A 25,026-nucleotide genomic window follows, 5' to 3' on the forward strand; every position below is an offset into this window, starting at 1 on the left:
ATCGTGGAAAAAGGCGTTTTGCTGCTTGCTCTCTCCTTTTTCCTTTTCCTCCCGCAAGCCGCAGCCGCGAATGAGGACAATACTGATGTCAAGCCGAATGAATATGAAAAGAAAGACATTGAAATTCGCACGGATTATCTTCATGACGATGCCTACTCCGAGGAAAAAACGGCGCTTCCGAAAGAGCAGAAGGATATCACGTTCGATCAGCCGGCAGAAAACCCGGATGAAAAACTGATATCAAATTTGTTTACATCGTCAGAAACGGAGCCGAATACGATCAAAGCGCAATCGAAAAAACTGGGTATCACATTTGCCGAGCCTGCGGTGCGGCATACCTCAGCAGACATGGAAACGGATGAGAAAAAGACTTCCTTTCTGCTGCCTGTCATTTATGCCGTCTTGATCCTCCTCGGCATCGCCGCAATGATCTATCTGATTCCGAAGGTGACGGCGCAGGATAAGGCAAAGCGGTAAACGGATCGCTTGTGTTTGCGGGAAGACAGCCCGTAAAATAAGAAAAAAAGGAGGAGTTTCATGCAGTTTTTTCTTATAACAGGCGCGTCAAAAGGATTGGGACGGGCGCTGACGGAACAGGCGCTGCAAGAAGGAGCCGAAGTCGCCGCGCTTTCAAGAACGATAAGCGGGGAAAAGCGTGAGGGACTGACAGAATACAGTGTTGATTTAACCGATCTGGCAGATACAGAGCGGCAGATGAAGGCGATTCTTGAACAAGCTGAGAAGAAGCGGTATTCCGCCGTCACACTGATCAATAATGCCGGAATGGTGGAACCGATCAAGCGGGCGAAAGAGGCTTCCGCGGAAGAATTGAACCGCCACTATACCCTTAATCTGACGGCGCCCGTTTTGCTCAGCCAAATGTTCACAAAGCGTTTCGAAGCGTTCAGCGGCAGCAAAACAATTGTCAACATCACATCTGGCGCGGCGAAAAATCCCTATAAAGGATGGAGCGCGTATTGCAGCTCCAAAGCGGGGCTTGATATGTTTACGAGAACATTCGGATTCGAACAGGAAGATGAAGAGCTGCCGGTCCGCATGATATCATTCTCGCCGGGAGTGATGGATACAGACATGCAGGCCGTCATCCGTTCTTCGTCAAAAGAAGATTTCCATGACATCGAGCGGTTCCGCAATCTGAAAGAAACGAAAAACCTCAGAAGCCCGGAATACATCGCCGGCGTCATTCACTCACTGATCGCGGGTGAGCCGGAAAACGGACGGATATACGATATTAAAGATTTTTTGTAGAGCAGCTTTCACGCTGCTCTTTTTTTGTTTGTACAATCACTTCGGCGCCCGGCGGCATATCATGAATGAAACACCAAGTAAGGGGTATAAGAAATGTATCAGATGAATTGAGTTTCTTCTCGATTTATGTTAGGATTCTAAAAATATAATTAAGGAGGGGTTTCCATGAGAAATGTAACGTTAATGGATGTCTTCACCCATCCAATCGCACAAAAGTATTTACAGCGCTCCGGTGTCGCCCATGCGATTGCCTGCGCGTTTCATGCATACCGTCTTGCCGTAAAAGCGGGTGTCAGCCCCGATCTTGCGGCGAAAGCGGCTTTACTGCATGATGTCGGCCATTACGAATGGTACACAGACGGCAAATGGGATTATGAAAAGTACAGAAGAAACGATATCCATGCCATAAAAGGCGCGGAACGGGCGCATAAGCTGCTCATCCGGCTCGGTGAAGAACCGAAAGCGGCGAAAGACATTGCGCTGGCGATTCTGCTTCACACCGATTCCTATCTGCCTGAAGGCGAACTGGACAAGAATACGCTCCAGCAAATCGTGAAACAAGCGGACGAACTCGATGAAGAACCTGGCGGACATCATCATTACCGCCAAATGGATCACACGGCCGCGCTCAAACAAATCCAAAAGCTTGATCAGTTAATTGACCAAGCCCAATATCCCATAAGAAGCTCAGTCTAGGCCACTCATGCGGCCTTTTCCGCTTTACATAACCCCGCAATCTCACTAACACCTTTTCCGCTCCGATAGACGTACTGTGTCAAAACCTTTGTCCGCTGCATATGCTGAAGGAAAACATAGTAAAGGGGATCAGCGAAAATGGCCCATCAAGGAAGCCCGCAACTCGTCTCGTTAGTAGATCCTTACGTTTATCAGACCATCCATAAGCTTATCGGCTCAAGGTTTATCATTCAAACCGTCAGACGGATTGTCAGGGGACGGCTGATTGATGCCGCTCCGGATCATATCGCCATTGAAGAAACCCATGACCGCATATTATATATCAGGAACCGCCATGTGGTTTCTGTCATGCCTGATTATACCGAACGGGTGTAACAGCCCGTATAAGGCGCAGACCGGAGGCGGCCCTTACAGAACCCCGGTGCGTCTTCTTTTTTGAGATACATAGATGCACGGCGGCTTTTTTTGGTACAATCACAGTACAAGTTCACATGACAATAGGAGGAAACCGCTTGTTGAAATCAAAGGTCCATTTTTGGACGCTGCAAATTTTGCTCGTTTTGCTCATTATTTACGTATCAACGAAAGTCTCGTTTATTTTTCAGCCGTTTTTCGGTTTCATCACCACTCTGTTTTTCCCGATTTTGATCTCGGGCATTTTGTTTTTCATTTTTAATCCGATCGTGCGCCTGCTTGAGAAAAAAATCCCCCGGACATTGGCGATCCTGCTCATTTATCTCGTTTTCATCGGCCTGATCGCCTTTATGTTCACCGCCATCGGACCGATCGTGGCTTCTCAGGTCACAGGGCTGATTAACAATTTCCCTGATTACATTAATCAGATTCAAAGCTTGATTACACAATTATCCCATTCCAAATGGTTCACGTGGATGATGACGCAGGATTATGTCTCGATAGAAAAAATCCGGCAGTCTCTGACGGGATTTTTACAAAGCCTTCCGCAAAATATTACCGCAAGCCTGTCGGCCGTGTTCGGCGTCGTTACGAATATTACGCTTGTCGTGATCACCGTTCCGTTCATTCTGTTTTATATGCTGAAGGACGGCCGGCGTTTTCCGCTTTTGGCGGTTAAAATTCTGCCTTCTTCCTACCGGGCGGAGGGCCGGAAAATATTTAACGACTTATACGTCACATTGGCCGCATATTTCCAAGGCCAGCTGCTGATTTGTCTCTTTGTCGGAACGGCATGCTTTATCGGATATTGGATCATCGGTCTGCCGTATGCGTTAATTCTCGGGATGGTGATCGCCGTCACCAATATCATTCCGTACCTGGGACCGTTTCTCGGGGCGGCGCCGGCGGTCATTATCGCATTTATGGATTCTCCGGCTAAGGCGCTGTTTGCCGTGATTGTTGTCGTTGTCGTCCAGCAGCTTGACGGAAACCTGCTTTCTCCGCTTGTTATCGGGAAGCGGCTCAATACCCACCCGCTGACCATTATTCTTCTGCTTATCGGAGCGGGCAGTTTCGGAGGCATTCTCGCAATGATTCTGGCCGTGCCGGTTTACGCGGTCTTAAAAGCATTCGTCTTAAATATCGTCCGGCTTATCAAACTTCGTCAGCGATCGAAGCACGAAGACAGCCGCAAGCCGAAATAAAAACGGGCACAACTCCAGACGCAGCGCATAAACTGCTGTAAAGAAAAGCGGAGGTGTGGGTATGCCTGCAATTGTGGGACCGATTTATATTATGAGCTTAGCCGGAGACGCTGCGGCGAGCTTCGGTGACGTGTTCGCCATTTCTCCCAAAGCTGTTGACCACTCAGGCGCGGGGTCAGGGGCGTTTCATTCCGGAGATTTTGTCAAAGTCACTAATAAATTCAGCAAAACGCGCTTTGAAGATATTGATCTGTTTGACGAACCTGATTGGTTTAACGCGTGACAGCCTCCTTTAGGAGGCTGTCGCTTTTTTGTAGTATAATAGAATCAGTCTTTTATAAAAGGGGAATTTTTATGAAAATCAGAAAAGCGAATATTACCGTTCAGTCCGGAATGATCGGTGATGTGTATCTGCATGAAAATAAAAAAGAACAGCATACCCTCGTAGCCGTTCCCGAACTTGAGTGGAGCACGATCATTTCCTATGAGGAAGAGAAAAAGGCGCTGGCGCAGCGGCTTTTACAATCATTCAGCAAGCTGATGGATGAAGAGCCCGCCGGAGAGCTCGCGGGCAAGATCTCCCATTGGGTCGCTGAAATGTAACGAAGACGGTTTACCGCGTCCCGTCCGGGGCGATAATTGTAAAACAAGCTGAGGAGGGAAGGCCGATGAGCGACAAAACGGTTGACCTTTATTTACAGCAGGGTATGTACGGCCCTCTGCAGACGAAACCGGATGAACGGCATTTATTTTTAGGCTCGCTGCGTGAACGGGTCATCATTGCCCTGACGAAGGGGCAGGTGCTGCAAAAGAAGCCGTATGAAGAAGTGAAACAGGCGCTGAAAAAACGAAAAGACGCGGTGCTCTATATAAACGGAAGGCTCCCATATCATGCTTATTCACCTTATATGAAGCTTGCCGCACTGGAAGGTGTCCGAAGCTCCGTGATCTCGGATCTTCAATTCGAAACGCCGCTCGGCCTGGTATTTGCCGCCGATTATGCCGTGAACCTTGACGGCATTTACGTTCAGGATGACATTTTCAAGCGCTCACTCCTGAAATCTTAGTAGAGCAAGTGTCATTTTATATTGCCAATTCACTTACAGGTGGAGATAGGATATAATGGTTTTCATATGAATGGCGGGGAGGCCGGCTATGAAAAAAGCATTTATTTGCATAGATTATACGAATGATTTTGCAGCAGAGAACGGAGCCTTAACCTGCGGAGAACCCGCAAGGCAAATTGAGGATAAGATTGTCAGTTTGACGCAAGCATTTATAGAAAATGGTGATTACGTTGTCTTTGCGGTAGATTCACATGATGCAGACGATGACTTTCATCCGGAAACACGCCTGTTTCCTCCGCATAATATCAACGGCACGGAGGGCAAAGAGCTGTACGGAAAGCTCTCGCCTCTTTATAAGAAACATAAACACGCAAAAAACGTAAGCTACATGGAAAAATCGAGATATTCTGCTTTTGCTGGAACGGATTTAGAGCTGAAACTGCGGGAACGGCAGATCACTGAACTGCATCTTGCGGGCCTGTGCACCGACATCTGCGTTCTTCACACGGCGGTTGACGCGTACAACAAGGGCTTTCAGATCGTCATTCATCAAAACGCTGTGGCAAGCTTTAATCCGGAAGGGCATGAATGGGCGCTGTCCCATTTTAAGAACAGCATCGGAGCGCAAGTGGCAGAGTAAGGAAGGGGAAAACAATTTTGGTGGAGCATGGTTTTAAAGACGACAGTTTGTCTTTACATACAGATCTTTATCAAATTAATATGGCCGAAACGTACTGGAGAGACGGCATTCATGAGAAAAAAGCGATTTTTGAGCTTTTTTTCAGAAAGCTTCCTTTTGAAAACGGCTATGCGGTATTTGCGGGCTTAGAAAAAGCAATCGAATACTTGGAGAACTTCAAGTTTACCGACAGCGATCTGAACTATTTAAAAACGGAATTGCACTATGCTGATGATTTCATTGATTATTTGCGGGATCTGTCATTTACCGGATCTCTTTACAGCATGAAAGAAGGAGAGCTCGTCTTTAACAATGAACCGATTATGCGGGTCGAAGCGCCCCTCATTGAAGCGCAGCTGATTGAGACGGCTCTGCTTAACATTGTGAATTACCAAACATTAATCGCCACGAAAGCGGCCCGCATTAAAGGCGTAGTCGGTGATGAAGACGCCCTTGAATTCGGAACGCGGCGCGCCCATGAAATGGATGCGGCTATGTGGGGAGCGAGAGCGGCTCTGATCGGCGGCTTCAGCGCAACGAGTAATGTAAGAGCTGGCAAGCGTTTTAATATACCGGTATCCGGCACGCACGCTCATGCACTCGTGCAAGCGTACCGCGATGAGTACACGGCTTTTAAGAAATATGCGGAGACGCACAGAGACTGCGTGTTCCTCGTCGATACGTACGATACGATCCGTTCAGGCATGCCGAATGCGATTAAAGTCGCGAAAGAATTCGGCGACCGGATCAACTTCATCGGCATCCGCTTAGACAGCGGGGACTTGGCGTACCTGTCAAAAAAAGCGCGAGAAATGCTTGATGAAGCGGGTTTCAAAGACGCGAAGGTTATTGCTTCAAGCGACCTTGATGAGCACACGATATTAAATCTGAAATCGCAGGGAGCGAAAATCGATACATGGGGAGTCGGCACAAAGCTGATTACCGCATACGATCAGCCGGCCCTCGGCGCGGTTTACAAGCTTGTCGCCATTGAAGAGGACGGCAAACTGACCGACACCATCAAGATTTCGTCAAACCCTGAAAAAGTGACAACGCCGGGAAGAAAGAAAGTATACCGGATTATCAACAAGCTGAACCACCACTCGGAAGGGGATTATATCGCTCTTTATGACGAGCGGGTAAATGACCAGAAACGGTTAAAAATGTTCCATCCCGTTCACACGTTCGTCAGCAAATTCGTCACTGATTTCTATGCGAAAGATCTGCATGAGCCGATTTTTGAAAACGGCGTTTTATGCTATGATAATCCCGAAATTACCGACATCCAGCAATACGTGCAGGATAACCTCAAACTTCTGTGGGAGGAATACAAACGGATCAGCAAGCCGGAAGAATATCCGGTTGATTTAAGCGAAGACTGCTGGAGCAACAAGATGCAGCGGATTCATGAGATCAAAAGCAAGCTGAAACGGGAGCTTGAATAGAAGACAAAGCAGCCTTTCCTTTCTCTGGAAAGGCTTTTTGTTTGCGATAATATTTTTCACATTTAGACAAATTTCGTCAAATTATTTGATATACTTATGTTCGAAGGCCGCATCTAAGGGGGTAAATGAATGAAGGTGTTTGTTGCGAGACAGCCTATCTTCAACAGGAATGAACAGGTTGTTGCTTATGAACTTCTTTACCGGGAGAGCGAAGAGAACCGTTATTCGGCCGCAGACGGAGATAAAGCTACGACTGATCTCATTATTAACAGCTTTATCAACATCGGAATCGAAAAGCTGACTGAGGGAAAACGCTGCTTTGTGAATTTTACAGAAAGCCTGATGTTTTCAGATCTCCCTACCTCCTTTGATCCTGACCAGCTCATTATCGAAATTCTTGAGGACATACCGATCACTCCGGCTCTGATCTCAAGATGCAGACAGCTGAAGAAACTAGGATATACATTAGCACTTGATGATTTTTACGCCATCAATCCGGCAAATGAAGAATTATTGGAACAGCTGATGAAATATATTGATATTTTAAAAATCGACTTTTTGCAATCCTCGCGTCTGGAACGCAAAAAAATCATTCAGACGTACAGCTGCAAAAGCCTGATTTATTTAGCGGAAAAAGTGGAGACAAGAAAAGATTACAAACAGGCGGCCATAGACGGCTTTCACCTGTTTCAAGGATATTTTTTCAGTGAACCGCGTGTCATCAGCGGGAATGATCTGACGTTTCATTTTCATTCTTACTACCAGCTTTTAAACGAATTAAACCAAGACCAGCCCAATATAGAGCGCGTGACGGAATACATAGAACGGGACGTTACATTATCGTATCAGATTCTGCGTTTTTTAAACGGATCGCAGACAAGGCTGAAAAAAAAGATAGACAGCATCCGGCAGGCTATCATGATGCTTGGGCTGAATGAGATTAAGCGCTTGATTTACATCCTTTCATTCAGAGATTTAACGGCGAAAAGCCACTCAAGCCAAAAAGAAATCATTAAGATTTCCTTAATCAGGGCCAAGCTGTGCGAACTGCTTGCGAAAAGAACCGGAAGACTGCAGCCCGCTTCCTACATGCTGATCGGCATGTTTTCACTTATCGATACGCTTCTCCACAGGGAGCTGGAGGATATCGTCAAAGAACTGCCTTTAATTGATGAAGTCGGACAGGCGCTGCTCGGTTATGAAAACGATTATTATAAGATGCTCGGGCTCGTCAAAGCCATTGAATGCAACAACTGGGACTGTGACGAATGGGGAAAAGAACTGGACAAAGAAGCAGCGTATGAATGTTACTTGCAGGCAATCGAATGGTGCCGGCAGCTTATCGTGGATTGATGCTTTAAGCTGACCACCTGAGGGCGATGATGAACCGGCTTTGCTCCCTGATCAGACTGACGCGGATGCCGTCGGGATTAAATGTCACGTCAAAGTCATTTTTGATGCCGGTCTGCTTAATGAGCCGCTTGACCGCTGCGGCGTCAGATGATTCCGCTGCGGTGAGGATGCGGCGCGCAAGCTCTTTTGACGCCGACAGCCGCGCAAGAAGCAGACGGGCATCCTCCAGCATGCCCGCAGCGTCTTTTGCGGACGTTGTCAAAATATTTGCGGAAGCCTGGGGGCTAGGCGCAGGATGGCGGTACGGAGCGGCGAAAACAGGGCAGCATAGATACACATAATGCATGCGGCGGCCTCCTTCTGAAATAACATTCGTTATATATGAGTATAGGCCGCGTGATAACGAGTTATGACATGCAAAAAGACCACAATGCGGGGGTTGCGGTCTTTTCGGTGTTTGTCGGTGGATATGCGACGCTGTTCGCCCATTCTGTTTTGAAATTGCGACGACGGGGACTATAGTCCTTGTCGGTTTGTCGGAAAACCGTTAAAAAAACAGCAGAACCACAAAATTGATCTGCTTCATCCCAAACGTCTGCCTTTATCGTAGTTATATAGTCCTGTTCGCTAAACGCTCTGTTCGGGACTATAGGATTATCGAGGTTTGCGGTGTCACGCAGATACTTTTACACATACTTTTCGGTGAAAAATCCCGCAAAAACGTTTACACTATTAGTAACAGATCAAATACCTAGGACTCGTTCACCATACACAATTCATTGATCTTTCAAAAAAAGGAGTGTGGAAACGGTGGAAAAGAAATTAGAAGAAGTAAAGCAATTATTATTCCGACTTGAAAATGATATCAGAGAAACAACCGACTCTTTACGAAACATTAACAAAAGCATTGATCAGCTCGATAAATTCTCATATGCAATGAAAATTTCTTAAAAAGACTTGGAAACAAGTCTTTTTTTTGTGCATTTTTCACCCATTTCATGGATAAAGTATTATACGATTGTTAAAAAACGAAAAACCTGCTGTCTTTCATCACCTGCATTTAGTAAAATAGAATGGGAGGGTGAAGACAATTATTGAGCAAATGTGTTTAGATGCCGAAACGATTAAAGAGAAGATGAAGGAAATTGTGGAGCACAATATATGCAATACTAACTTGAAAATGTACCTTCTGAAATTTATTGCATCAAAAGATTCATTTGGGTTTGCTGAATTGGCATATCAACATTACAAGGCGTTCAATGGCAGAGACACAGAGGCGATTTTAAACTTAGCCGTAGGTTTAGAATTATTAGTCCTGTCATACGACATTTATGATGATTTAGAAGATAATGATAATCTGAAAATGGAATGGATGAAAACAGGTCTCCCCATTACGCTGAATACTGTAACAGCTCTCTATACATTAAGTATACAGGTTATGAATCAGGTTAGTGAAAACCCGTATTTTCTTAAGCAAATTTTAAACTTTGCTTTGAATTCAATTGAGGGCCAGCAAGATGATATTTTGAATGCACCGCAAACTGAAGAAGAGTGCTTGGAAATGATTAAGAATAAATCCGGCTCTTTAACTGCAATGCCTTGCGTTATGGGAGCGATGCTGGCTACAGGAAATTTAAATCCAATCGTTCAATCATATTCGTATGAACTCGGAATAATATCCCAGATTGATAATGATTATCAAGGTTTGTTTTACTTGAATAATGATTTTGTTCAACGCAAAAATACACTTGCTTATTTATATTTAAAAAAGAGATTCAATAAAGCTTCTGAAGAAATCTTACAGTGGTATGAGAACCCAGAGCTATTCAAAACCTTAAAGACTCGAGACATAAAAAAGAAATTAATTGAAGCAGGTGTAACTCAATATTTATTGGTTTTGAAACATTTGTCGTTAAAGAAAATAAAAAGTAAGATATTTGAATTGGAAATAGAAAGAAATAAATCGCAAACTTTATTAAATGCGATTGTTAATTTAGAGGAGGATGAAAAATAATGCAGGAAATTGTAGGATACTTAACCAAAAATCCAGAAGTTTTAAATAAAGTGATTGAAGGCAATGCTAGTCTGATTGGAGTTAGCCAGGATCAAACAGATTGTGTTATAAATGCGTTTAAGGGTATAGATGTTATTTCCTTCGGCGGTGACTGGAAATATTGAGGCTGATATAAATGAAGTCCAAGTACAATAAGATTTCAGTTGTCTTAATTCTGTTTACATTGGTATATGTCATTTATCTGACTTATATAAGCACAAATAATCTCTTAGTCGGCGCCACAATTTCTGAAAATAAACAGGGCGAAATTAAAATAAAAGATGTAGAAGATTTTACAATGGCATATTACGCCGGAGTGCAAAAGGGAGATATAGTAAAGAATATTAATCACCAAAATGTAAAGTCAATTAATATTCAAATGAATAAGCTGAAAAATGTAAACTCTATGGTAGTTGATAGAAACGGTCATGATATTGAGATTAAGCTCAATTTATTTAATGACAGGAACTTCAGTACTTACTTAATACCGATAATTTTTTATGTAGTATGTTTATTTTGCTGTTTCTTCATCATCAAAATAAATGAAGAAAAAAACTTAAAATCTGCTTTGGTACTAATTGTATTTCTCTTGTCTGCTTCAATTGCATATATTAGTGCTGGAGGGTCGGCAAAAGGCGATCTGCTCAGCAGATGTATCATGTTGTTAACATTAATAACTGTACCATTAAATTATCTTCTGTTTCTTTATCATTACTTTAAAGAATTAGGTACAGTGCTTTTCAGCAAAAAAGTTTTTGTTTTGTATTTATTTCCAACTGTAAATATATTATTTGAATTATTTCGGTCACGATTATTTTTTGGTGATTTTATTCCAAAATTTAATTTGATTTCGTTTTTTCTTCTTTTTTTAATTGTAGCATATTATTTTATTGTTATTTTGAGAAGAAACAAAGATACTGATCAGGCACATATTATAAAAGTGCTTGTAGTAATAAATATATTGGCATTTTCGCCTTTTTTATGTCTGTATCTTATACCATATGTATTTTTTAATGATTATTATGTCTCTTCTTTCTTAACAGCATCATTTATGCTGCTAATACCTTTTTCACTTGTATATCAATTCATGTCGAATAAAATATATAACGTTGATTTTATCTTAAGTAAGTTAAAATATTACGGCTTTTTAGCTTTAACTCCAACTATAATTCTGGTTACGACAATAGAGTTATTACGTGAGCCGGAAGAAAATTTTTACAATCTCAAACTGACATTTTTAATATACATTTTAATGTTAGCTGTTTTTTATTATAAAGAAATACTCGATTTCCGGTTTAAATTAAAAAGGGTCTCAGAAAGATTCAATTACCAAGACAGCATTTATAAGTTTACCCAATTAATCAGAAACTCATCATCTTTAAATCAGGTTTTTGGAGAGTTAAAAACCACCATTCTCGAAGTAACTCTTACGAGTAAAGTGTATATATTTGAAGTCACGTATGACGGAAATGTAAAGGCATTTGACGAAAGAGACTCAAGTTTGATAGATGATTATCAAGTGCTTTTAAATAGTGTTACTGTTGAGATAGGAAAAATAACGGAGTTTAATCAAGGTTTCGTAATGAAAGTAGGAGAACGGGGAGATAGATCATTCGTTGTTCTCTGTTTGTCTAAAATGAATACGCCCCGCTTATCACGTGAAGAAATTTCTTGGTTAAAAACATTATCTTTTTACGTTAATGTTTCAATAGAAAACGTGATGAAAATCGAAGAACTGATGAATCATCTCGAAGATTTAAAGAAACAGGAGACAAACCCGGTCTGGCTCAAAAAGCTGATGTTTACGATCGAGGAAAAGCAGCGGTCGGATCTGGCCCGTGATCTGCATGATTCGGTGCTGCAGGATTTGATTTCTTTGAAGCGTCAGTGTGAGCTGTTTCTGGCTGATTTTAAAAGAGAAGAGCCTTGCCAGTTAGAGGTGCAGGACAAGCTTCATCAGATGAATGAGCAGATGTCGGATGTCATTTTGATGACCCGGGAGACGTGCCATGAGCTTCGGCCTCAGCTGCTGTATGATTTGGGTCTGGTCAAGGCGGTATCCAAGCTTGCCGCGCAGCAGCAGGAGCGTGCGCCGTTTCATATCCGTCTGAATACGGGACGGTTTACGGCGGCGCTGGATTTGGATACGCAGCTGAATTTGTACCGCATCATTCAGGAATTTCTTTCGAATGCCATGAAGCATTCACAGGCCAATGAGGTGCTGATTATGCTGATCAGCATTCAAAATAAAGTGATTCTGCATTATGAAGATGACGGGGTCGGGTGCAATCAGGAAGAAGGCGGCGGACAGTCGATGAGCATGGGGCTTTCGGGCATTAAGGAGCGCGTCCGGGCGCTTGACGGCCGGATGAAAATCGACACAAGTGAAGGAAATGGTTTTAAAGCGGATATTGAAATGGAATTGTAACCAATTTATCACCAAATCGACTTGGCAGAAGCCAAGTCTTTTTAATAAAATGGAAATGAATGAGTAAAAGGGAGGAAACCATGAAAAAGATACTAGTGATTGATGATCATCCGGCTGTCATGGAGGGCACTAAGACGATTCTGGAAACGGACACGAATCTTTCTGTCGATTGCCTCAGTCCCGATGCCAGTGAACAGTTCGTTCTCCGGCATGATTTTTCAGCTTACGATCTCATATTAATGGATTTAAATCTGGGTGATGACCTCAGCGGCATAGAGCTTTCCAAGAAAATCTTAAAAGAGAATCCTCTCTGTAAAATCATTGTCTACACAGGCTATGAAGTTGAAGATTATTTTGAAGAATCCATCCGCGCGGGCCTGCATGGCGCCATCAGCAAAACCGAATCTAAAGAGAAAATCATGCAATACATATATCACGTGCTCAACGGACAGATTTTAGTTGATTTCTCCTATTTCAAACAGCTGATGACCCAGCAAAAAACAAAAACGTCTTCTTCCCCTCAAAGTGAGCAGGATCGGTTAACTCCGAGAGAGCGCCATATTCTCCAAGAGGTCGAAAAAGGTTTGACCAATCAGGAAATCGCCGATGCGCTTCACTTAAGCAAGCGGTCGATTGAATACAGCCTGACATCCATTTTTAATAAGCTGAATGTCGGCTCCCGCACTGAAGCGGTGCTGATCGCCAAGTCAGATAATGTACTATAAACTTTGAAAGGAGAATGATCTATGAATCTGAATCATACATTGCTCGGCGCACTCGGCATTGAAATCACTGAAAACACGGCGGAGAGATGCGTCGCGGTTATGCCGGTGGATAAGAGGACGGTGCAGCCTTTCGGATATCTGCACGGAGGCGCCTCCGCAGCGCTGGCGGAGACTGTTGCAAGCATCGGCGCCCAGCATTTTATCGACCAGTCGAAACAGGCGTGTGTCGGGCTTGAGATTAATGCCAATCATTTAAAATCCGTGAAAGAGGGCGGTACGGTCACGGCGATTGCGGAACCCGTTCACACGGGCAGGACAACCATTGTGTACGGGATTAACATTTTCGATGAAAGAGAAAGACTGATCTGTGTGTCCCGCTGCACGCTGGCTGTTATAACAAAATAAACAAACAGCCGGAACCCTGAATCGTCCGGCTGTTTGTTTTTACAAATATGAATCTTCTTTTCGTTTGATCACAAAGTTTCTGATCCCTTTATAATCATCCTGAACGCTTCGTTTATCAAGCGCCGTTCCCGAGTTATACGCGGCTCTGCATATGAGGTGCGCCCCGACCGGCGCCGTCAGCAGGATAAAAATGATGCCGAGCAGTATTTTTATGGAAATTTCTCCGGTCACCATCCACAAGTAACCTAACACCCCGAGCAATATCAAATTAACGCCGAGTGTCGAGCCTTTTGAAGAGGCGTGGGCGCGTGTATACATGTCAGGAAGTCTGAGTGTGCCGAAAGACGCGACCAGGCAGATCAGCGATCCCATCAGAATACAAACGGCGACGGCCCATTTAACGATTTCGATCATTTTCGATAATCTCTCCTTTCTCCAAAAACTTAGCGAAGGCAATCGTGCCGATAAATGATAAAATGCCGAGCAGCAGAATGATGTCCAAAAAGGCCGTTGTTCTTAAGAGGATGGATACGAGCGCGGTCATGGCAATCAGATTGATGCCGATCCCATCAAGCGCGACGACCCGGTCCGGTATTGTAGGCCCTTTAATGACTCGAATGACGTACAGAAGAGTCGAAACCGCCATAATGCCGAGTGATAATTGCAGAATAAACGTAAACATCAGCGGCTCACCTCCTGAATGGCTTTCTCAAAAGAGACGCGGATGTCATGAATCGCTTTCTCCGCATCCTCAATGTCCATGGCGTGTATATAGAGAATCGACCGGTCATCGGAGATATCCATCACAAGCGTACCCGGTGTCAGAGTGATTAACAGCGAGAGCAGTGTGATCTCCCAATCCTCCGTCAGTTCCGTCTTAAACGCGAAAATGCCCGGGCGGATGTTCATCTTCGGCGAAATAACGGTTTTCAGCACGCTGACATTGGCCAGATATAATTCTTTTATAAAGATCAGCATCAGTCTGATGACCGACCATATTTTCCAAATGTAAAACGGCCGCGAGAAGAAGCGCCGGAAAAAAAACAGCGCCGCCAAGCCCGCGATAAATCCGGTAACAAATCCCGCCGCGCTGAGGCTGTTTGTGAGAAACATCCAGCAAACAGCGAGAAGAACATTTAATAATAGTTGCAAAGCCATGCCATCTACTCCTTCAAAACAGCTTCAATGTATTTTTCCGGATTCAGCAGATTCTCAGCCGTCTGATTGACATACGGTGAAACCCATTCGGTTCCGAGCCCGAACAGAAGCGACAAAAGGAGAAAAGCGGCTGCCGGATAAAGAAGCCCTTTTGCGGACCGTCCGCCCGCGCCCGGGATTTCTTTTTCTTCTCCCCAAAAAGCCGTCGTAAAAACCTTCAGCACGGAATACAGCACAAGCAGGCTCGACAAGAGAATCAATACGGAAAACAATGTTTCCCCCTGATCAAAACCGCCTTCAGCAATCTTCAGCTTGCCCACAAATCCGCTGAACGGCGGGATGCCGGCCAAAGATATGGCGGAGATAAAGAACATCCAGCCCAAAACGGGATAACGGGTGATCAGGCCGCTCATTTTATGCAGACTGGCCGTGCCGGTCAGCGTGATAAGCGTTCCCGCCAGCATAAACAGCGCTCCTTTTATCAGCATATCGTGAATCAAGTAATAAACCGCTCCTTGAATGGAGGCCGGGGTGTTCATGGCGATGCCGAATAAAATCACGCCGACGGCTGTAATAATATTATAGATGACGATTTTCATGACATCCGAAAAGGCGATAGACCCGATTACGCCGAATAATACCGTCAGCATCGCAAGCCACATCATCAATTGGTGGGTAAAGCCTGCATCGTGAATGAAAATCAGGGTGAATACTCTCAAAATGGCGTACAGGCCGACTTTCGTCAAAAGAGATCCGAATAAGGCCGAAATCGCAGCCGGCGGGGCGTAATAAGAGCCCGGCATCCAGAAATACAGCGGGAATATCCCGCCCTTTAAACCGAAAACGACGAGAAACAGGACGCCGATGACACTTATCAGCCCGGTCTGGCCCGATTGGCTGATTTTCACGCTTAAATCAGCCATATTCAGCGTCCCCGTCACCGCATATAAGTAACCGACACCGATGACAAAAAACGCGGATGACACAATGTTAAACACGATATACTTCAATGATTCTCTTAATTGAATTTTCGTTCCGCCAAGCACGATCAGCATGTAGGATGCGATAAGCAGAAGCTCAAAAAAGACGTACATGTTGAACAGGTCACCCGTCAAAAACGCTCCGCTAACACCCGCCAGAAGAAACTGCACACCTGAATAATAGAAAGCGCGCTCCCGTTTTTCTCCGATAGAGCGGAAGGAGTACAGGATGACGAGCAGCCCGATTATGGCGGTTGTCAAAACAAGCAGTGCGGCGAGCTGGTCAGCGGCGAGCACAATGCCGTACGGCGCTTTCCATCCGCCGAGTGTCAGTGTCTGAATTCCGTGTGTAAAAACCGTTTGAACGAGAACGGCGCTGATGGCGATGGAGACACAGGAAGCGGCAGTGCTGAATATCCGCATCAGCATCACGTGCTTGTTCATAAAAATCAGCAGCACTGCGCAAAGCAGCGGCACCAGAATAGGCAATATCACAAAGTTATTCATGTTGATCATTTCCCCTCATTCGATCCATATCGTCCGTTTTCAGTTCCTGATAGGCGCGAAACGCCATCACAAGCAAGAAGGACGTGACGCCGAACGAAATAACGATCGCCGTCAGTATGAGTGCCTGCGGCAGCGGATCGACAAACGATGTGCTTTTTCCGCCCAGTATGGGAGGGGCGCCTTTTTTCAGTCCGCCCATGGTCAGAAGCAGCAAATGGACGCCGTGGCTTAAAAGCGCGGTGCCGATAATCACGCGCAAAAGACTTTTAGAAAGCAGCAGGTAGGTTGCCGCCATAAACAAAATACCGGCAATGACAGACATTAAGATTTCCACTATTCTTCCTCTCCAATCGTTTGAATAATGGTCATCGTCACGCCGACAACAACGAGATACACACCTAAATCAAACAAAGTGGCCGTCGCAAGCTCCGTATTCCCGAGCACCGGGAGCTGAAAATGGCCGAATGTATGGGTGAGAAAGGGCGCTCCGAATAAGAACGAACCTGCACCCGTTGCAATCGCGATAAGCAGACCCGCGCCCGCTACATAAATAAAATTGACGGGCAAAATCGACTTGACGGTTTTTAAATCAAAGGCCAAAAGCAAAAGCACAATGGCCGAAGATGTAATCAGCCCGCCGACAAATCCTCCGCCTGGAGCGTTATGCCCCGATAAAAATAAATAGAAAGAGAAAAGCAGAATGATAAAAGATACAAGTTTCGTTGCCGTCTGAAGGATAATGTCGTTTGTTTTTTGCTGTCTCAACGCTCTTCTCCCTCCTCTTTTACTTTCGTTCTGATCATGCCGTAAATGCCGAGTGCGGCAATCGACAGCACCGTGATTTCAAACATCGTGTCAAATCCCCTGAAATCAACGAGGATGACGTTGACGATATTATTGCCTCCGCCAAGCTTATGGCTGTAAGCCGTGAAAAAAGAGGCGATACTGTCTTGTGTTTTTTCGCTGGAAGACGCGATTCCGAGCATTGTCACGATGACGCCGACACCGAGAGAAATGATAAAATTCGTCAGCCGGAATGTTCTGGTCTTCTTTTTCCGCCGCATTTTCGGCAGATGATAAAAACAAAGAAGAAACAAGGCGACGGATATCGTCTCAATGACAAGCTGCGTAAGCGCCAGATCGGGCGCTCTAAAAATCACGAAAAACAGAGCGAGCGTATACCCGACAACTCCGAGTGAGATAATGGCCGTCAGCCGCGATTTGGCGAATACAGTCGCAATCGTTGCGCTCACCATAACGAGCGACAGCACGATTTCATACAGACCGATCTCAGCCATTCCTTTTGTTGTGATGGAAAAGCCGCCTTTCATCACGAACGCCGCTCCGATGAGAATGATAAACGCCGCAAAAATATACAGCAGATAATCCCGCAAAAATCCGGTCATATAAGATGACGTCAGCCGGTAAGATCTTTTTTCCATACTGCCCGTCACCGCATTGTAAAGCCGGTTCAGCGTCAGTTTTTTCGGAAACAGACCGTATACCCGCTCCCATTTAGACAGAGACACGTAACCGATCGTGCCGACAATGATAATGCCGACGGTCATCAGCACTTCAGCCGTCACACCGTGCCATTGGGAAATGTGGACATGGAATGTATCTCCGCCGGTTAACAGAGCCGGATAAATGGAATTCATCGCCGGTTCAATCAGGCTGTAGGACAAAACATTCGGTGCGAAAAACAGACTGACGGCGCAAGCGGCAAGAATCACCGGCGAAATCAGCATGCCGAGCGGAGCTTCATGCGGCGCCTTTTCAAGCTGATCCGTTTTGCGCGCGCCACTGAACGTTCTGAAAAACAGCTTCATGCTGTAGATAAACGTGAAGACGCTGCCGATCCATGCGAGAACGGGGAACAGCACGCCCCACGTATCCAGACTGAAAATATCTGCATGAGCAATCCGCAGCATACTTGTAAAGAACATTTCTTTACTTAAGAAGCCGTTAAAAGGAGGGAGGCCGGCCATGGAAAACGTTCCGATCAATGAAACGGTAAACGTTATCGGCATGAGCGCTATCAGTCCGCCGAGCCTGCGGATATCCCTCGTTCCCGTTTCATGGTCGATAATGCCGACCGCCATAAATAAACTTCCTTTAAAAGTAGCATGGTTAATTAAGTGAAACACAGCCGCGGTCACAGCGGCCGTGAAATACTCCGAATGCTGAAAGTGAAGCGCGGCGGCTCCTGCGCCGAGCATCGATACAATCATACCGAGCTGGCTGACTGTGGAAAAAGCCAGAATCGCTTTTAAATCGGTTTGTTTAATCGCGTTGAAGGAAGCCCATACCATCGTGATCAGACCGACTGAGGCAACCGTCCAAAACCAGACAGGTGAAAATGCAAAAACCGGACTGAATCTGGCAATCAGATAAATGCCCGCTTTCACCATTGTTGCCGAGTGCAGATAGGCACTGACAGGAGTCGGGGCTTCCATGGCATCAGGAAGCCAGATGTAAAACGGAAACTGCGCTGATTTCGTAAAGGCCCCCAATAACAGGAGAACCATTGCCGGAATAAAGAACGGATGGCCGGCGATAATATGCACCTGATTGACCATTTCCCTGATACTGAATGAGTCCGTCATCAGATACAGCAGGATAAAGCCGCCGAGCATGCACAGTCCGCCGCCGACGGTAATCAGCAGTGATTTTTCCGCACCGTAGCGTGATTTCTCCCGCTTATGCCAATACCCGATTAATAAGAAGGATGACAGGCTTGTCAGCTCCCAGAACATATAAAGCACAATGACGTTATCGACGAGCACAACGCCGAGCATCGCGCCCATAAACATCAGCAGGTACACGTAAAATGGGCCGAGCTTTTCTTTGTCCTTCGATAAGTAAAAAATACTGTAAAGCGTCACCAAAGAGCCGATGCCCGTAATCAATAAAGCGAATAACAGCCCGAGTCCGTCAATATAAACGGTATAGTTAATACCGAGGGAAGGAATCCATTCGGCCGCATACCGGACGGTTTCTCCCGCCATTGTCAGCGGGAGCTTGCTGAAAAAGTAAACAAACAGCACAACGGGCAATATCAGCACAAACCAGCCTGTATGGACTTGTTTTACCCGTTTATAAAGAAAGGGAACGATAAATGCAAATAAAAAAGGCGCTAAAATCGCGAAATGTAACAGCTGCAACAGAAGACCTCCTTTGCTTGTTTTTCATCAAGCAACTGCTTTATGTAAGAGTGAAAAATCAATTCACGGTCATAGGACCCAGTACAAATTATATCGCACTTTTTTTTACCCTGCTATGGCATAATGTATTCCTCTCTATGTTTTTGTGGTCTTTTGAACCTAAAATAAATTTATCAAATATCCGGATCTTTGTATATACATTTAGCTTTCAGATCAAGCTTTACAAAAGGAGCTGGTCAGATGAAAAGAAAGGCGGCAGCCTGTATTGGAATATTTTGTTCTATTATCGCAGGAACATTCATAGCGGACGATTTCTGCAAAGGGAGGCAGGAGACGGAGGCAGATGAATGGGAGTATTTTTTTCTCGGGACAGAATACGCGCACGACAAGCTGAGTGCGGCTGAATCAATGCAAAAGCCGTTTCAGCCGCGTGAATATATCAGAATCGTCAATAGATGAAAAGAGTTCCGGCATCAGGGCGCGGAACTCTTTTTGTATGATGATCAGCGTTTTCCTTTAATATAAGGGATGCCGTTGGCTTTAGGCGCATCTGCGCGGCCGATGAAGCCGGCAAGCGCGAGAATGGTCAGAATGTAAGGAGCCATCAGCATGTATACATTCGGAATATCTTTGAACAGGGGCAAAAGCGAGCCGATAATGCTCAAACTCTGCGCAAACCCGAAGAACAGCGCAGCCCCGAGCGCGCCGATCGGATGCCATTTGCCGAAAACAAGCGCGGCAAGAGCGATAAAGCCTTGTCCGGAAATGGTGGAGTGCGTGAAATCAAGCGCGATTGTAGAAGCATATACACCGCCGCCGAGCCCGCCGAACAGCCCGCTGATCATGACGCCGATATAGCGCATGGCGAACACGTTGATTCCCATCGTATCTGCCGCCATCGGGTGTTCCCCGACAGAATGGATGCGAAGGCCGAACGGTGTTTTGAATAAAATAAACCAAGAAACAAAGGCCAATACGATGGCTAAAATCGAAGTATAATATACGTCAGAAAAGAAGATCTTTCCTAAAACCGGAATATCGCTTAACCCCGGAATGTTCGTTTTGTAAAAGGGCTCCGGGATTTTATCAGTCTGCGCCTTGCCGTATATCAGCTTAACGATAAACAGCGTCGCTCCTAACGCGAGCATATTGATCGCCACCCCGGTTACCGTCTGATCGGCTCGGAAAGAAACCGCGGCAGCCGCGTGAATCAGCGAGAACAGCCCGCCGGCAATCATAGCCGCAGCCAGGGCGAGCCACGGGGCAGCGGCGCCGAGCTCACGTCCGAAAAATAAGTTGAACATGACGCTTGTAAAGGCGCCGATAATCATCAGGCCTTCCAGACCGATATTGACAACCCCCGATCTTTCAGAAAACACGCCGCCGAGAGCGGTCAAAATAAGCGGAGCCGCATAAACGAGTGTGGCCGGGACAATAATGGATAAAATCTGGAGGAAGTCCACTTACTTCGCCCCCTTTTTCTTCAATTTATCAAGGATGAGCCGGATGGCGTAGCTTGATGCCACAAACAAAATAATAATGGCGATGACGATGTCAACGACTTCAGAAGGCACACCGGATTCAATCGGCATATTTAAGGCGCCGACTTTAAGGCCGCCGAGAAGACAGGCCGCAAGAACCACGCCGATTGCCGTGCTGCCCCCTAGAAGCGCAACCGCGATGCCGTCGAAGCCGACTCCGGTAAATGCGCCTTTAACCGCCGCGTATTGAAAGGTTCCGAGTCCTTCCATCGCGCCGGCAAGCCCCGCAAAGGCGCCGGAAATCATCATGGCATACATCATATTTTTTCTGACGCTCATTCCAGCGTATTGTGCCGCGTGCTGATTAAAGCCGACAGCCCGGAATTCAAATCCGCTTTTTGTTTTATGAATGATAAACCACATGAAGACTGCCGCAAACAGAGCGATCAGTATCCCCCAATGAAGGCGGGAGTAGTCTGTCAGCTGCTCTAAAAACGGCGAGCGGAGCGACGCGCTTTCATGAATTTTGTCTGTTTTGTCCCTGTGGTCCGTCATGACATCGGATATGAGGTAATTGGTTAAATGAAGAGCGATATAATTCATCATGATCGTGACAATCACTTCGTGAACAAAAAAACGGGCTTTTAAAAATCCGGGAATCAGCCCCCAAATGCCTCCCGCGGCAGCAGCCGCCAATAACGAAAGCGGGAGGTGGATGTAAGCGGGAGCGTCAAAGGAAGTCCCGACCCAAACCGCGGCCGTCCAGCCGACAAGGAGCTGTCCTTCAACACCGATATTGAACAGGCCGGTCCGAAATGCGAACGCCACGGCCAATCCGGATAAAATATAAGGCGTAATCTGCCGGATCGTTTCCCCGAGATAATACATTTCACCGAAAATGCCGTTCCAAAGAGCGGAATACCCGCTTGCCACATTGTAGCCGCTGGCAAGCATGATGACCGCACCCGCAGCCAGACCAAGAATGATGGCAATCAACGGCACAGCGAGATGAGAAAGTCGATTAATCATGTATGTTCCCTGCCTCCATTTGCTTACTTCCCGCCATTAAAAGACCAAGCTCCTGCTCGTCTGTTTCCGGCGGATTGACGTTTGCGATGATGCTGCCTTCAAAGATGACGGCGATGCGATCGCTGAGATTCATGATTTCATCAAGCTCAAAAGACAACAGCAGCACAGCTTTACCGGCGTCACGCTGCTCAATGAGCTTTTTATGGACGAATTCAATCGCGCCGACATCGAGCCCCCGCGTCGGCTGGGCGGCAATTAATAGATCGGGATTTCTGTCCACTTCCCGGCCGATAATGGCCTTTTGCTGATTTCCTCCCGAGAGTGCGCGCGCGGGTGTATATTCATCAGGCGTTCTGACGTCGTATTCTTCAATCAGGCTTCGCGCTTTGTCATAAATCGCGTGTTTATTTAATATGCCGAAAGAAGAGTAGGGCTTTTGATAATAACTTTGCAGCACGATATTTTCTCCGATCGGAAAATCAAGAACGAGTCCATGTTTATGCCTGTCCTGGGGGATATGCCCGATTCCTGCTTCAGTGACTTTCCGCGGCGGCATGTTTTGCAGCTGTTTGCCGTTTAACGTGATCGTGCCGGCATGTGTTTTTCTGAGGCCTGTAATGGCTTCGATTAATTCAGATTGGCCGTTGCCGTCAACGCCCGCAATGCCGACGATTTCACCGGCTCTGACAGAGAGGGAGAGCTGTTTGACCGCCTCAACGCCGCGCGCGTCTTTCACCGTTACATCAGAAAGCGAAAGCACTTCCTGTTTCGGTTCAGCCGGCTGTTTATCCGTCTTGAATGAAACTGCGCGTCCGACCATAAGGCTTGCCAGTTCATCCTGATCCGTATGTGCGACATCGAGTGTTGTAATGCCTTTTCCTTTCCGGATGATGGTGACACGGTCGCAGACTTCCATGATTTCTTTTAATTTGTGGGTGATGAGGATAATGGATTTTCCTTCATTGACCAGGTTTTTCATAATCTGAATCAGTTCTTGAATTTCGTGCGGGGTCAGCACCGCGGTCGGCTCGTCAAAAATGAGAATGTCCGCGCCCCGGTAGAGGGTCTTTAATATTTCCGCCCGCTGCTGCATACCGACAGAAATATCGGCAACTTTAGCTTCAGGATCAATCTTCAGACCGTAACGGTCGGAAATATCGCGTACGTCCCGGTCGGCGCGCTGTCTGTCAATCCGTCCTAATTTTTTCGGCTCTTTTCCGAGAATAATATTTTCTGAGACGGTAAAGGTATCCACAAGCATAAAATGCTGGTGCACCATTCCGATGCCGAGATCGTTGGCTTTGTTCGGACTGTTGATGTGAATACGTTCACCCCGCACCCGGATTTCGCCTTTTTCCGGCTGGTACAGGCCGAATAAAACGTTCATGAGTGTCGACTTCCCCGCGCCGTTTTCCCCGAGCAGGGCGTGTATTTCGCCTTTTTTCACTTGAAGCGTGACGTCATCATTGGCAACGATTCCGGGAAACTCTTTGCGTATATTAAGCATTTCAATGATATAATCCACCGATTTGACGCTCCTTTTCAGAGATGCTTTGATGAAAAAGCTTGGCAAAAGAAAAGCTGCAAGAGATGCAGCTTTTCCTTCACCGCTCTTTCTAAAAAAGAGAGGGGATAAGCACGAAAGTCTCCTTATCCCCTGATTCTTACTCAGCCTTGAAGGATTTCAATTCTTTTTCAGTTGAAGGGATCTCGAGTCCGTCCGCGATTTTCTTCTTCCAATCGTCTGTTGCTTTGATGACATCGTCAGAAAGGTTTTCCTTGTGATCCGAGATGCCGACTGCATCCTGTGCCAATCCGTAAGTTAATGTTTTGCCGCCCGGGAATTTGCCGTCACTTGCTTTTTTCGTTAAGTCCTTCACGGCTGTATCCACTTTTTTGACCATTGATGTGAGCGTGACATTGTCTTTTGTGCCTTCAACTTGACCTTCCGCATACTGGTCTTTATCAACGCCGATGACCCATACGTTGCGTTTCGGATCTTCTTTTTTAAGGTTTTTGGCTTCCGTGAAGACGCCCGTACCCGTTGCGCCGGCCGCGTGATAAATGACGTCAACGCCTGATTTGTACATGCTTTCAGCCGTCGCTTTGCCGACATCGGCTTTGTCAAATCCGCCCGCATATTTCACTTCGACGGACGCTTTCGGATTTGCGGCTTGTACACCGGCGCGGAAGCCGATTTCGAATTTTTTGATCAATTCAGACTCCATTCCGCCCACAAATCCGACTTTTCCCGTTTTGCTCGATAACGCAGCCGCTACTCCCGAGAGGAATGAACCTTCCTGCTCTTTAAATGTAAGGCTTGCCACGTTGTCTTTTTTGACAACGGCGTCAATAATCGCAAAATTTGTGTCTTTGCGCTGATCGGCGATTTCGCTGATGGAATCCTGCATCAGGTACCCGACGCCGTAAATCAGGTCAAAGTGTTCCCGTGCTAATTTATTTAAATTCGTTGTGTAATCTGCATCTGATTTTGATTGGAGATAGTCAAACCCGCTTTTGCCTTTTGTAAGACCCTTGTCTTTTCCGAATGCCTGAATGCCTTCCCAGGCGGACTGGTTAAATGATTTGTCATCGACTCCGCCGATATCCGTGACCATGCCGACGGTAAAGTTTTTGCTGCCGGAGCCGTTTGCTTTGTCACTCGAACCGCATGCGCTTAATAGGGTTCCGGCCGCTGCAATGAGCGCAACCGCCATTCCGATTTTGCGTTTTTTCAAAGATATAACCCCCCTGTAAAATATGGATGATGCCGTTTTTTTCAGACTTGAGCCGCCGGAAGGATACAGAATCGAAAAAACTTTCTGATAATAGTGAGGAGACGTCTCTCTTTTTCCCGCTTCGAGCGGCTCTCTCATGTTAGTCCGGGACTTATGTCATATCTGAAAAGATCAGCTAACCAATCATAATTTATCATTTTACCCGGCATAAATAAATAGAAATTTGCTTA

At 45.9% G+C, this 25,026-nt stretch carries 30 protein-coding genes; 18 read left to right on the top strand and 12 right to left on the bottom strand.

Features of this window, described 5'->3' with window-relative positions:
- The first annotated feature begins 3 nt into the window (after positions 1-3).
- The 11 genes from essA to pdeH all read left to right on the top strand — a co-directional run bounded on the left by essA (position 4) and on the right by pdeH (position 8,128).
- On the top strand, positions 4-477 hold the full coding sequence (gene essA, locus ACQE26_RS08710) for a type VII secretion protein EssA (RefSeq protein ID WP_500471479.1): 474 nt from the start codon (positions 4-6) through the stop codon (positions 475-477).
- Positions 478-537: 60 nt separating this feature from the next.
- A complete protein-coding gene (locus ACQE26_RS08715; RefSeq protein WP_500471286.1) occupies positions 538-1,269 on the top strand; it encodes a (S)-benzoin forming benzil reductase in 732 nt (243 codons plus the stop codon).
- A gap of 165 nt (positions 1,270-1,434) precedes the next feature.
- Positions 1,435-1,965 carry an HD domain-containing protein gene (locus tag ACQE26_RS08720; protein ID WP_007613450.1) on the top strand — a complete coding sequence of 177 codons (531 nt, stop codon included), beginning with the start codon at positions 1,435-1,437 and terminating at the stop codon, positions 1,963-1,965.
- A gap of 138 nt (positions 1,966-2,103) precedes the next feature.
- The gene (locus ACQE26_RS08725) at positions 2,104-2,340 is read left to right on the top strand and encodes a DUF2642 domain-containing protein (RefSeq protein WP_500471287.1); all 237 of its coding nucleotides are present in this window, start codon (positions 2,104-2,106) and stop codon (positions 2,338-2,340) included.
- 137 nt (positions 2,341-2,477) lie between these two features.
- On the top strand, positions 2,478-3,584 hold the full coding sequence (locus tag ACQE26_RS08730) for an AI-2E family transporter (RefSeq protein ID WP_045925850.1): 1,107 nt from the start codon (positions 2,478-2,480) through the stop codon (positions 3,582-3,584).
- Between the two features lie 61 nt (positions 3,585-3,645).
- Entirely contained in the window at positions 3,646-3,867 is a 222-nt protein-coding gene (locus tag ACQE26_RS08735) for a spore germination protein (RefSeq protein WP_016938109.1), read from the top strand.
- 71 nt (positions 3,868-3,938) lie between these two features.
- Entirely contained in the window at positions 3,939-4,187 is a 249-nt protein-coding gene (locus ACQE26_RS08740) for a YueH family protein (RefSeq protein ID WP_049627269.1), read from the top strand.
- Positions 4,188-4,252: 65 nt separating this feature from the next.
- Positions 4,253-4,651: a YueI family protein gene (locus ACQE26_RS08745; RefSeq protein ID WP_500471289.1), complete on the top strand. Its 399-nt coding sequence runs from the start codon at positions 4,253-4,255 to the stop codon at positions 4,649-4,651.
- Between the two features lie 88 nt (positions 4,652-4,739).
- On the top strand, positions 4,740-5,291 hold the full coding sequence (locus ACQE26_RS08750) for a cysteine hydrolase family protein (RefSeq protein ID WP_500471290.1): 552 nt from the start codon (positions 4,740-4,742) through the stop codon (positions 5,289-5,291).
- Between the two features lie 17 nt (positions 5,292-5,308).
- The gene (locus ACQE26_RS08755; RefSeq protein WP_095241408.1) at positions 5,309-6,775 is read left to right on the top strand and encodes a nicotinate phosphoribosyltransferase; all 1,467 of its coding nucleotides are present in this window, start codon (positions 5,309-5,311) and stop codon (positions 6,773-6,775) included.
- Between the two features lie 129 nt (positions 6,776-6,904).
- A complete protein-coding gene (pdeH, locus tag ACQE26_RS08760) occupies positions 6,905-8,128 on the top strand; it encodes a cyclic di-GMP phosphodiesterase (protein WP_500471291.1) in 1,224 nt (407 codons plus the stop codon).
- Positions 8,129-8,132: 4 nt separating this feature from the next.
- On the opposite strand, the gene ACQE26_RS08765 is transcribed toward pdeH, so the two are convergent.
- Positions 8,133-8,474 (bottom strand): YuzC family spore coat inner layer protein, encoded by a 342-nt coding sequence (locus ACQE26_RS08765; protein WP_489201816.1) that lies wholly within the window; start codon positions 8,472-8,474, stop codon positions 8,133-8,135.
- Positions 8,475-8,938: 464 nt separating this feature from the next.
- Here ACQE26_RS08765 and degQ point away from each other — a divergent pair, with 464 nt between their 5' ends.
- The 6 genes from degQ (at position 8,939) to ACQE26_RS08795 (ending at position 13,739) form a co-directional block, all read left to right on the top strand.
- Positions 8,939-9,079: a degradation enzyme regulation protein DegQ gene (gene degQ, locus ACQE26_RS08770; protein ID WP_013353398.1), complete on the top strand. Its 141-nt coding sequence runs from the start codon at positions 8,939-8,941 to the stop codon at positions 9,077-9,079.
- Positions 9,080-9,230: 151 nt separating this feature from the next.
- A complete protein-coding gene (locus tag ACQE26_RS08775; protein WP_500471480.1) occupies positions 9,231-10,142 on the top strand; it encodes a polyprenyl synthetase family protein in 912 nt (303 codons plus the stop codon).
- Positions 10,142-10,306, top strand: a complete 165-nt coding sequence (gene comX / locus ACQE26_RS08780) for a competence pheromone ComX (RefSeq protein WP_007613432.1) — start codon at positions 10,142-10,144, stop codon at positions 10,304-10,306. The genes ACQE26_RS08775 and comX overlap by 1 nt, the downstream gene beginning before the upstream one ends.
- An 11-nt stretch (positions 10,307-10,317) precedes the next feature.
- The gene (locus ACQE26_RS08785) at positions 10,318-12,609 is read left to right on the top strand and encodes a histidine kinase (protein WP_500471293.1); all 2,292 of its coding nucleotides are present in this window, start codon (positions 10,318-10,320) and stop codon (positions 12,607-12,609) included.
- A gap of 80 nt (positions 12,610-12,689) precedes the next feature.
- Entirely contained in the window at positions 12,690-13,334 is a 645-nt protein-coding gene (comA, locus tag ACQE26_RS08790; protein WP_016938117.1) for a two-component system response regulator ComA, read from the top strand.
- Between the two features lie 21 nt (positions 13,335-13,355).
- A complete protein-coding gene (locus ACQE26_RS08795; RefSeq protein WP_016938118.1) occupies positions 13,356-13,739 on the top strand; it encodes a hotdog fold thioesterase in 384 nt (127 codons plus the stop codon).
- Between the two features lie 39 nt (positions 13,740-13,778).
- Here the strand turns inward: ACQE26_RS08795 and mnhG are convergent, their stop codons facing one another.
- The 7 genes from mnhG to ACQE26_RS08830 are packed head-to-tail and all read right to left on the bottom strand — an operon-like array spanning position 13,779 to position 19,548.
- The gene (mnhG, locus tag ACQE26_RS08800) at positions 13,779-14,153 is read right to left on the bottom strand and encodes a monovalent cation/H(+) antiporter subunit G (RefSeq protein ID WP_500471295.1); all 375 of its coding nucleotides are present in this window, start codon (positions 14,151-14,153) and stop codon (positions 13,779-13,781) included.
- A complete protein-coding gene (locus tag ACQE26_RS08805; RefSeq protein WP_016938120.1) occupies positions 14,137-14,421 on the bottom strand; it encodes a Na(+)/H(+) antiporter subunit F1 in 285 nt (94 codons plus the stop codon). Before ACQE26_RS08805 ends, mnhG begins: the two co-directional genes overlap by 17 nt.
- Positions 14,421-14,897, bottom strand: coding sequence for a Na+/H+ antiporter subunit E (locus ACQE26_RS08810; protein ID WP_060964425.1), 477 nt, complete (start codon positions 14,895-14,897; stop codon positions 14,421-14,423). Before ACQE26_RS08810 ends, ACQE26_RS08805 begins: the two co-directional genes overlap by 1 nt.
- A 5-nt stretch (positions 14,898-14,902) precedes the next feature.
- Entirely contained in the window at positions 14,903-16,384 is a 1,482-nt protein-coding gene (locus ACQE26_RS08815) for a Na+/H+ antiporter subunit D (RefSeq protein ID WP_500471296.1), read from the bottom strand.
- Positions 16,377-16,718 (bottom strand): Na(+)/H(+) antiporter subunit C, encoded by a 342-nt coding sequence (locus ACQE26_RS08820; protein ID WP_003152063.1) that lies wholly within the window; start codon positions 16,716-16,718, stop codon positions 16,377-16,379. The genes ACQE26_RS08815 and ACQE26_RS08820 overlap by 8 nt, the downstream gene beginning before the upstream one ends.
- Entirely contained in the window at positions 16,718-17,149 is a 432-nt protein-coding gene (locus ACQE26_RS08825) for a Na(+)/H(+) antiporter subunit B (RefSeq protein ID WP_500471298.1), read from the bottom strand. The genes ACQE26_RS08820 and ACQE26_RS08825 overlap by 1 nt, the downstream gene beginning before the upstream one ends.
- Entirely contained in the window at positions 17,146-19,548 is a 2,403-nt protein-coding gene (locus tag ACQE26_RS08830; protein ID WP_500471299.1) for a Na+/H+ antiporter subunit A, read from the bottom strand. The genes ACQE26_RS08825 and ACQE26_RS08830 overlap by 4 nt, the downstream gene beginning before the upstream one ends.
- Before the next feature lie 240 nt (positions 19,549-19,788).
- Here ACQE26_RS08830 and ACQE26_RS08835 point away from each other — a divergent pair, with 240 nt between their 5' ends.
- A complete protein-coding gene (locus tag ACQE26_RS08835) occupies positions 19,789-20,007 on the top strand; it encodes a hypothetical protein (RefSeq protein WP_500471300.1) in 219 nt (72 codons plus the stop codon).
- A 44-nt stretch (positions 20,008-20,051) separates the two neighbouring features.
- Here the strand turns inward: ACQE26_RS08835 and nupQ are convergent, their stop codons facing one another.
- The 4 genes from nupQ to ACQE26_RS08855 form a co-directional block, all read right to left on the bottom strand.
- The gene (gene nupQ / locus ACQE26_RS08840; protein ID WP_500471301.1) at positions 20,052-21,011 is read right to left on the bottom strand and encodes a guanosine ABC transporter permease NupQ; all 960 of its coding nucleotides are present in this window, start codon (positions 21,009-21,011) and stop codon (positions 20,052-20,054) included.
- Complete coding sequence (locus tag ACQE26_RS08845) at positions 21,012-22,058, bottom strand: ABC transporter permease (RefSeq protein ID WP_047476991.1); 1,047 nt, start codon at positions 22,056-22,058, stop codon at positions 21,012-21,014. It abuts the gene before it with no gap.
- Entirely contained in the window at positions 22,051-23,583 is a 1,533-nt protein-coding gene (locus ACQE26_RS08850; RefSeq protein WP_500471302.1) for an ABC transporter ATP-binding protein, read from the bottom strand. Before ACQE26_RS08850 ends, ACQE26_RS08845 begins: the two co-directional genes overlap by 8 nt.
- 139 nt (positions 23,584-23,722) lie before the next feature.
- Entirely contained in the window at positions 23,723-24,796 is a 1,074-nt protein-coding gene (locus ACQE26_RS08855) for a BMP family lipoprotein (protein ID WP_500471303.1), read from the bottom strand.
- Positions 24,797-25,026: the final 230 nt, after the last annotated feature.

This window comes from Bacillus sp. 5RYD7K, from assembly GCF_059831465.1.

What these genes read in the sequence shown, in the direction of transcription:
- ACQE26_RS08750 (WP_500471290.1), top strand. Translation starts at nt 4,740, where the DNA reads ATGAAAAAAGCATTTATTTGCATAGATTATACGAATGATTTTGCAGCA.
- pdeH (WP_500471291.1), top strand. Translation starts at nt 6,905, where the DNA reads ATGAAGGTGTTTGTTGCGAGACAGCCTATCTTCAACAGGAATGAACAG.
- ACQE26_RS08735 (WP_016938109.1), top strand. Translation starts at nt 3,646, where the DNA reads ATGCCTGCAATTGTGGGACCGATTTATATTATGAGCTTAGCCGGAGAC.
- ACQE26_RS08835 (WP_500471300.1), top strand. Translation starts at nt 19,789, where the DNA reads ATGAAAAGAAAGGCGGCAGCCTGTATTGGAATATTTTGTTCTATTATC.
- ACQE26_RS08765 (WP_489201816.1), bottom strand. Translation starts at nt 8,474, where the DNA reads ATGCATTATGTGTATCTATGCTGCCCTGTTTTCGCCGCTCCGTACCGC.
- ACQE26_RS08845 (WP_047476991.1), bottom strand. Translation starts at nt 22,058, where the DNA reads ATGATTAATCGACTTTCTCATCTCGCTGTGCCGTTGATTGCCATCATT.
- ACQE26_RS08745 (WP_500471289.1), top strand. Translation starts at nt 4,253, where the DNA reads ATGAGCGACAAAACGGTTGACCTTTATTTACAGCAGGGTATGTACGGC.
- ACQE26_RS08795 (WP_016938118.1), top strand. Translation starts at nt 13,356, where the DNA reads ATGAATCTGAATCATACATTGCTCGGCGCACTCGGCATTGAAATCACT.
- ACQE26_RS08715 (WP_500471286.1), top strand. Translation starts at nt 538, where the DNA reads ATGCAGTTTTTTCTTATAACAGGCGCGTCAAAAGGATTGGGACGGGCG.
- mnhG (WP_500471295.1), bottom strand. Translation starts at nt 14,153, where the DNA reads ATGATCGAAATCGTTAAATGGGCCGTCGCCGTTTGTATTCTGATGGGA.
- ACQE26_RS08810 (WP_060964425.1), bottom strand. Translation starts at nt 14,897, where the DNA reads ATGGCTTTGCAACTATTATTAAATGTTCTTCTCGCTGTTTGCTGGATG.
- ACQE26_RS08720 (WP_007613450.1), top strand. Translation starts at nt 1,435, where the DNA reads ATGAGAAATGTAACGTTAATGGATGTCTTCACCCATCCAATCGCACAA.
- ACQE26_RS08805 (WP_016938120.1), bottom strand. Translation starts at nt 14,421, where the DNA reads ATGTTTACGTTTATTCTGCAATTATCACTCGGCATTATGGCGGTTTCG.
- ACQE26_RS08740 (WP_049627269.1), top strand. Translation starts at nt 3,939, where the DNA reads ATGAAAATCAGAAAAGCGAATATTACCGTTCAGTCCGGAATGATCGGT.
- ACQE26_RS08725 (WP_500471287.1), top strand. Translation starts at nt 2,104, where the DNA reads ATGGCCCATCAAGGAAGCCCGCAACTCGTCTCGTTAGTAGATCCTTAC.
- comA (WP_016938117.1), top strand. Translation starts at nt 12,690, where the DNA reads ATGAAAAAGATACTAGTGATTGATGATCATCCGGCTGTCATGGAGGGC.
- ACQE26_RS08775 (WP_500471480.1), top strand. Translation starts at nt 9,231, where the DNA reads ATGTGTTTAGATGCCGAAACGATTAAAGAGAAGATGAAGGAAATTGTG.
- comX (WP_007613432.1), top strand. Translation starts at nt 10,142, where the DNA reads ATGCAGGAAATTGTAGGATACTTAACCAAAAATCCAGAAGTTTTAAAT.
- ACQE26_RS08785 (WP_500471293.1), top strand. Translation starts at nt 10,318, where the DNA reads ATGAAGTCCAAGTACAATAAGATTTCAGTTGTCTTAATTCTGTTTACA.
- ACQE26_RS08815 (WP_500471296.1), bottom strand. Translation starts at nt 16,384, where the DNA reads ATGAATAACTTTGTGATATTGCCTATTCTGGTGCCGCTGCTTTGCGCA.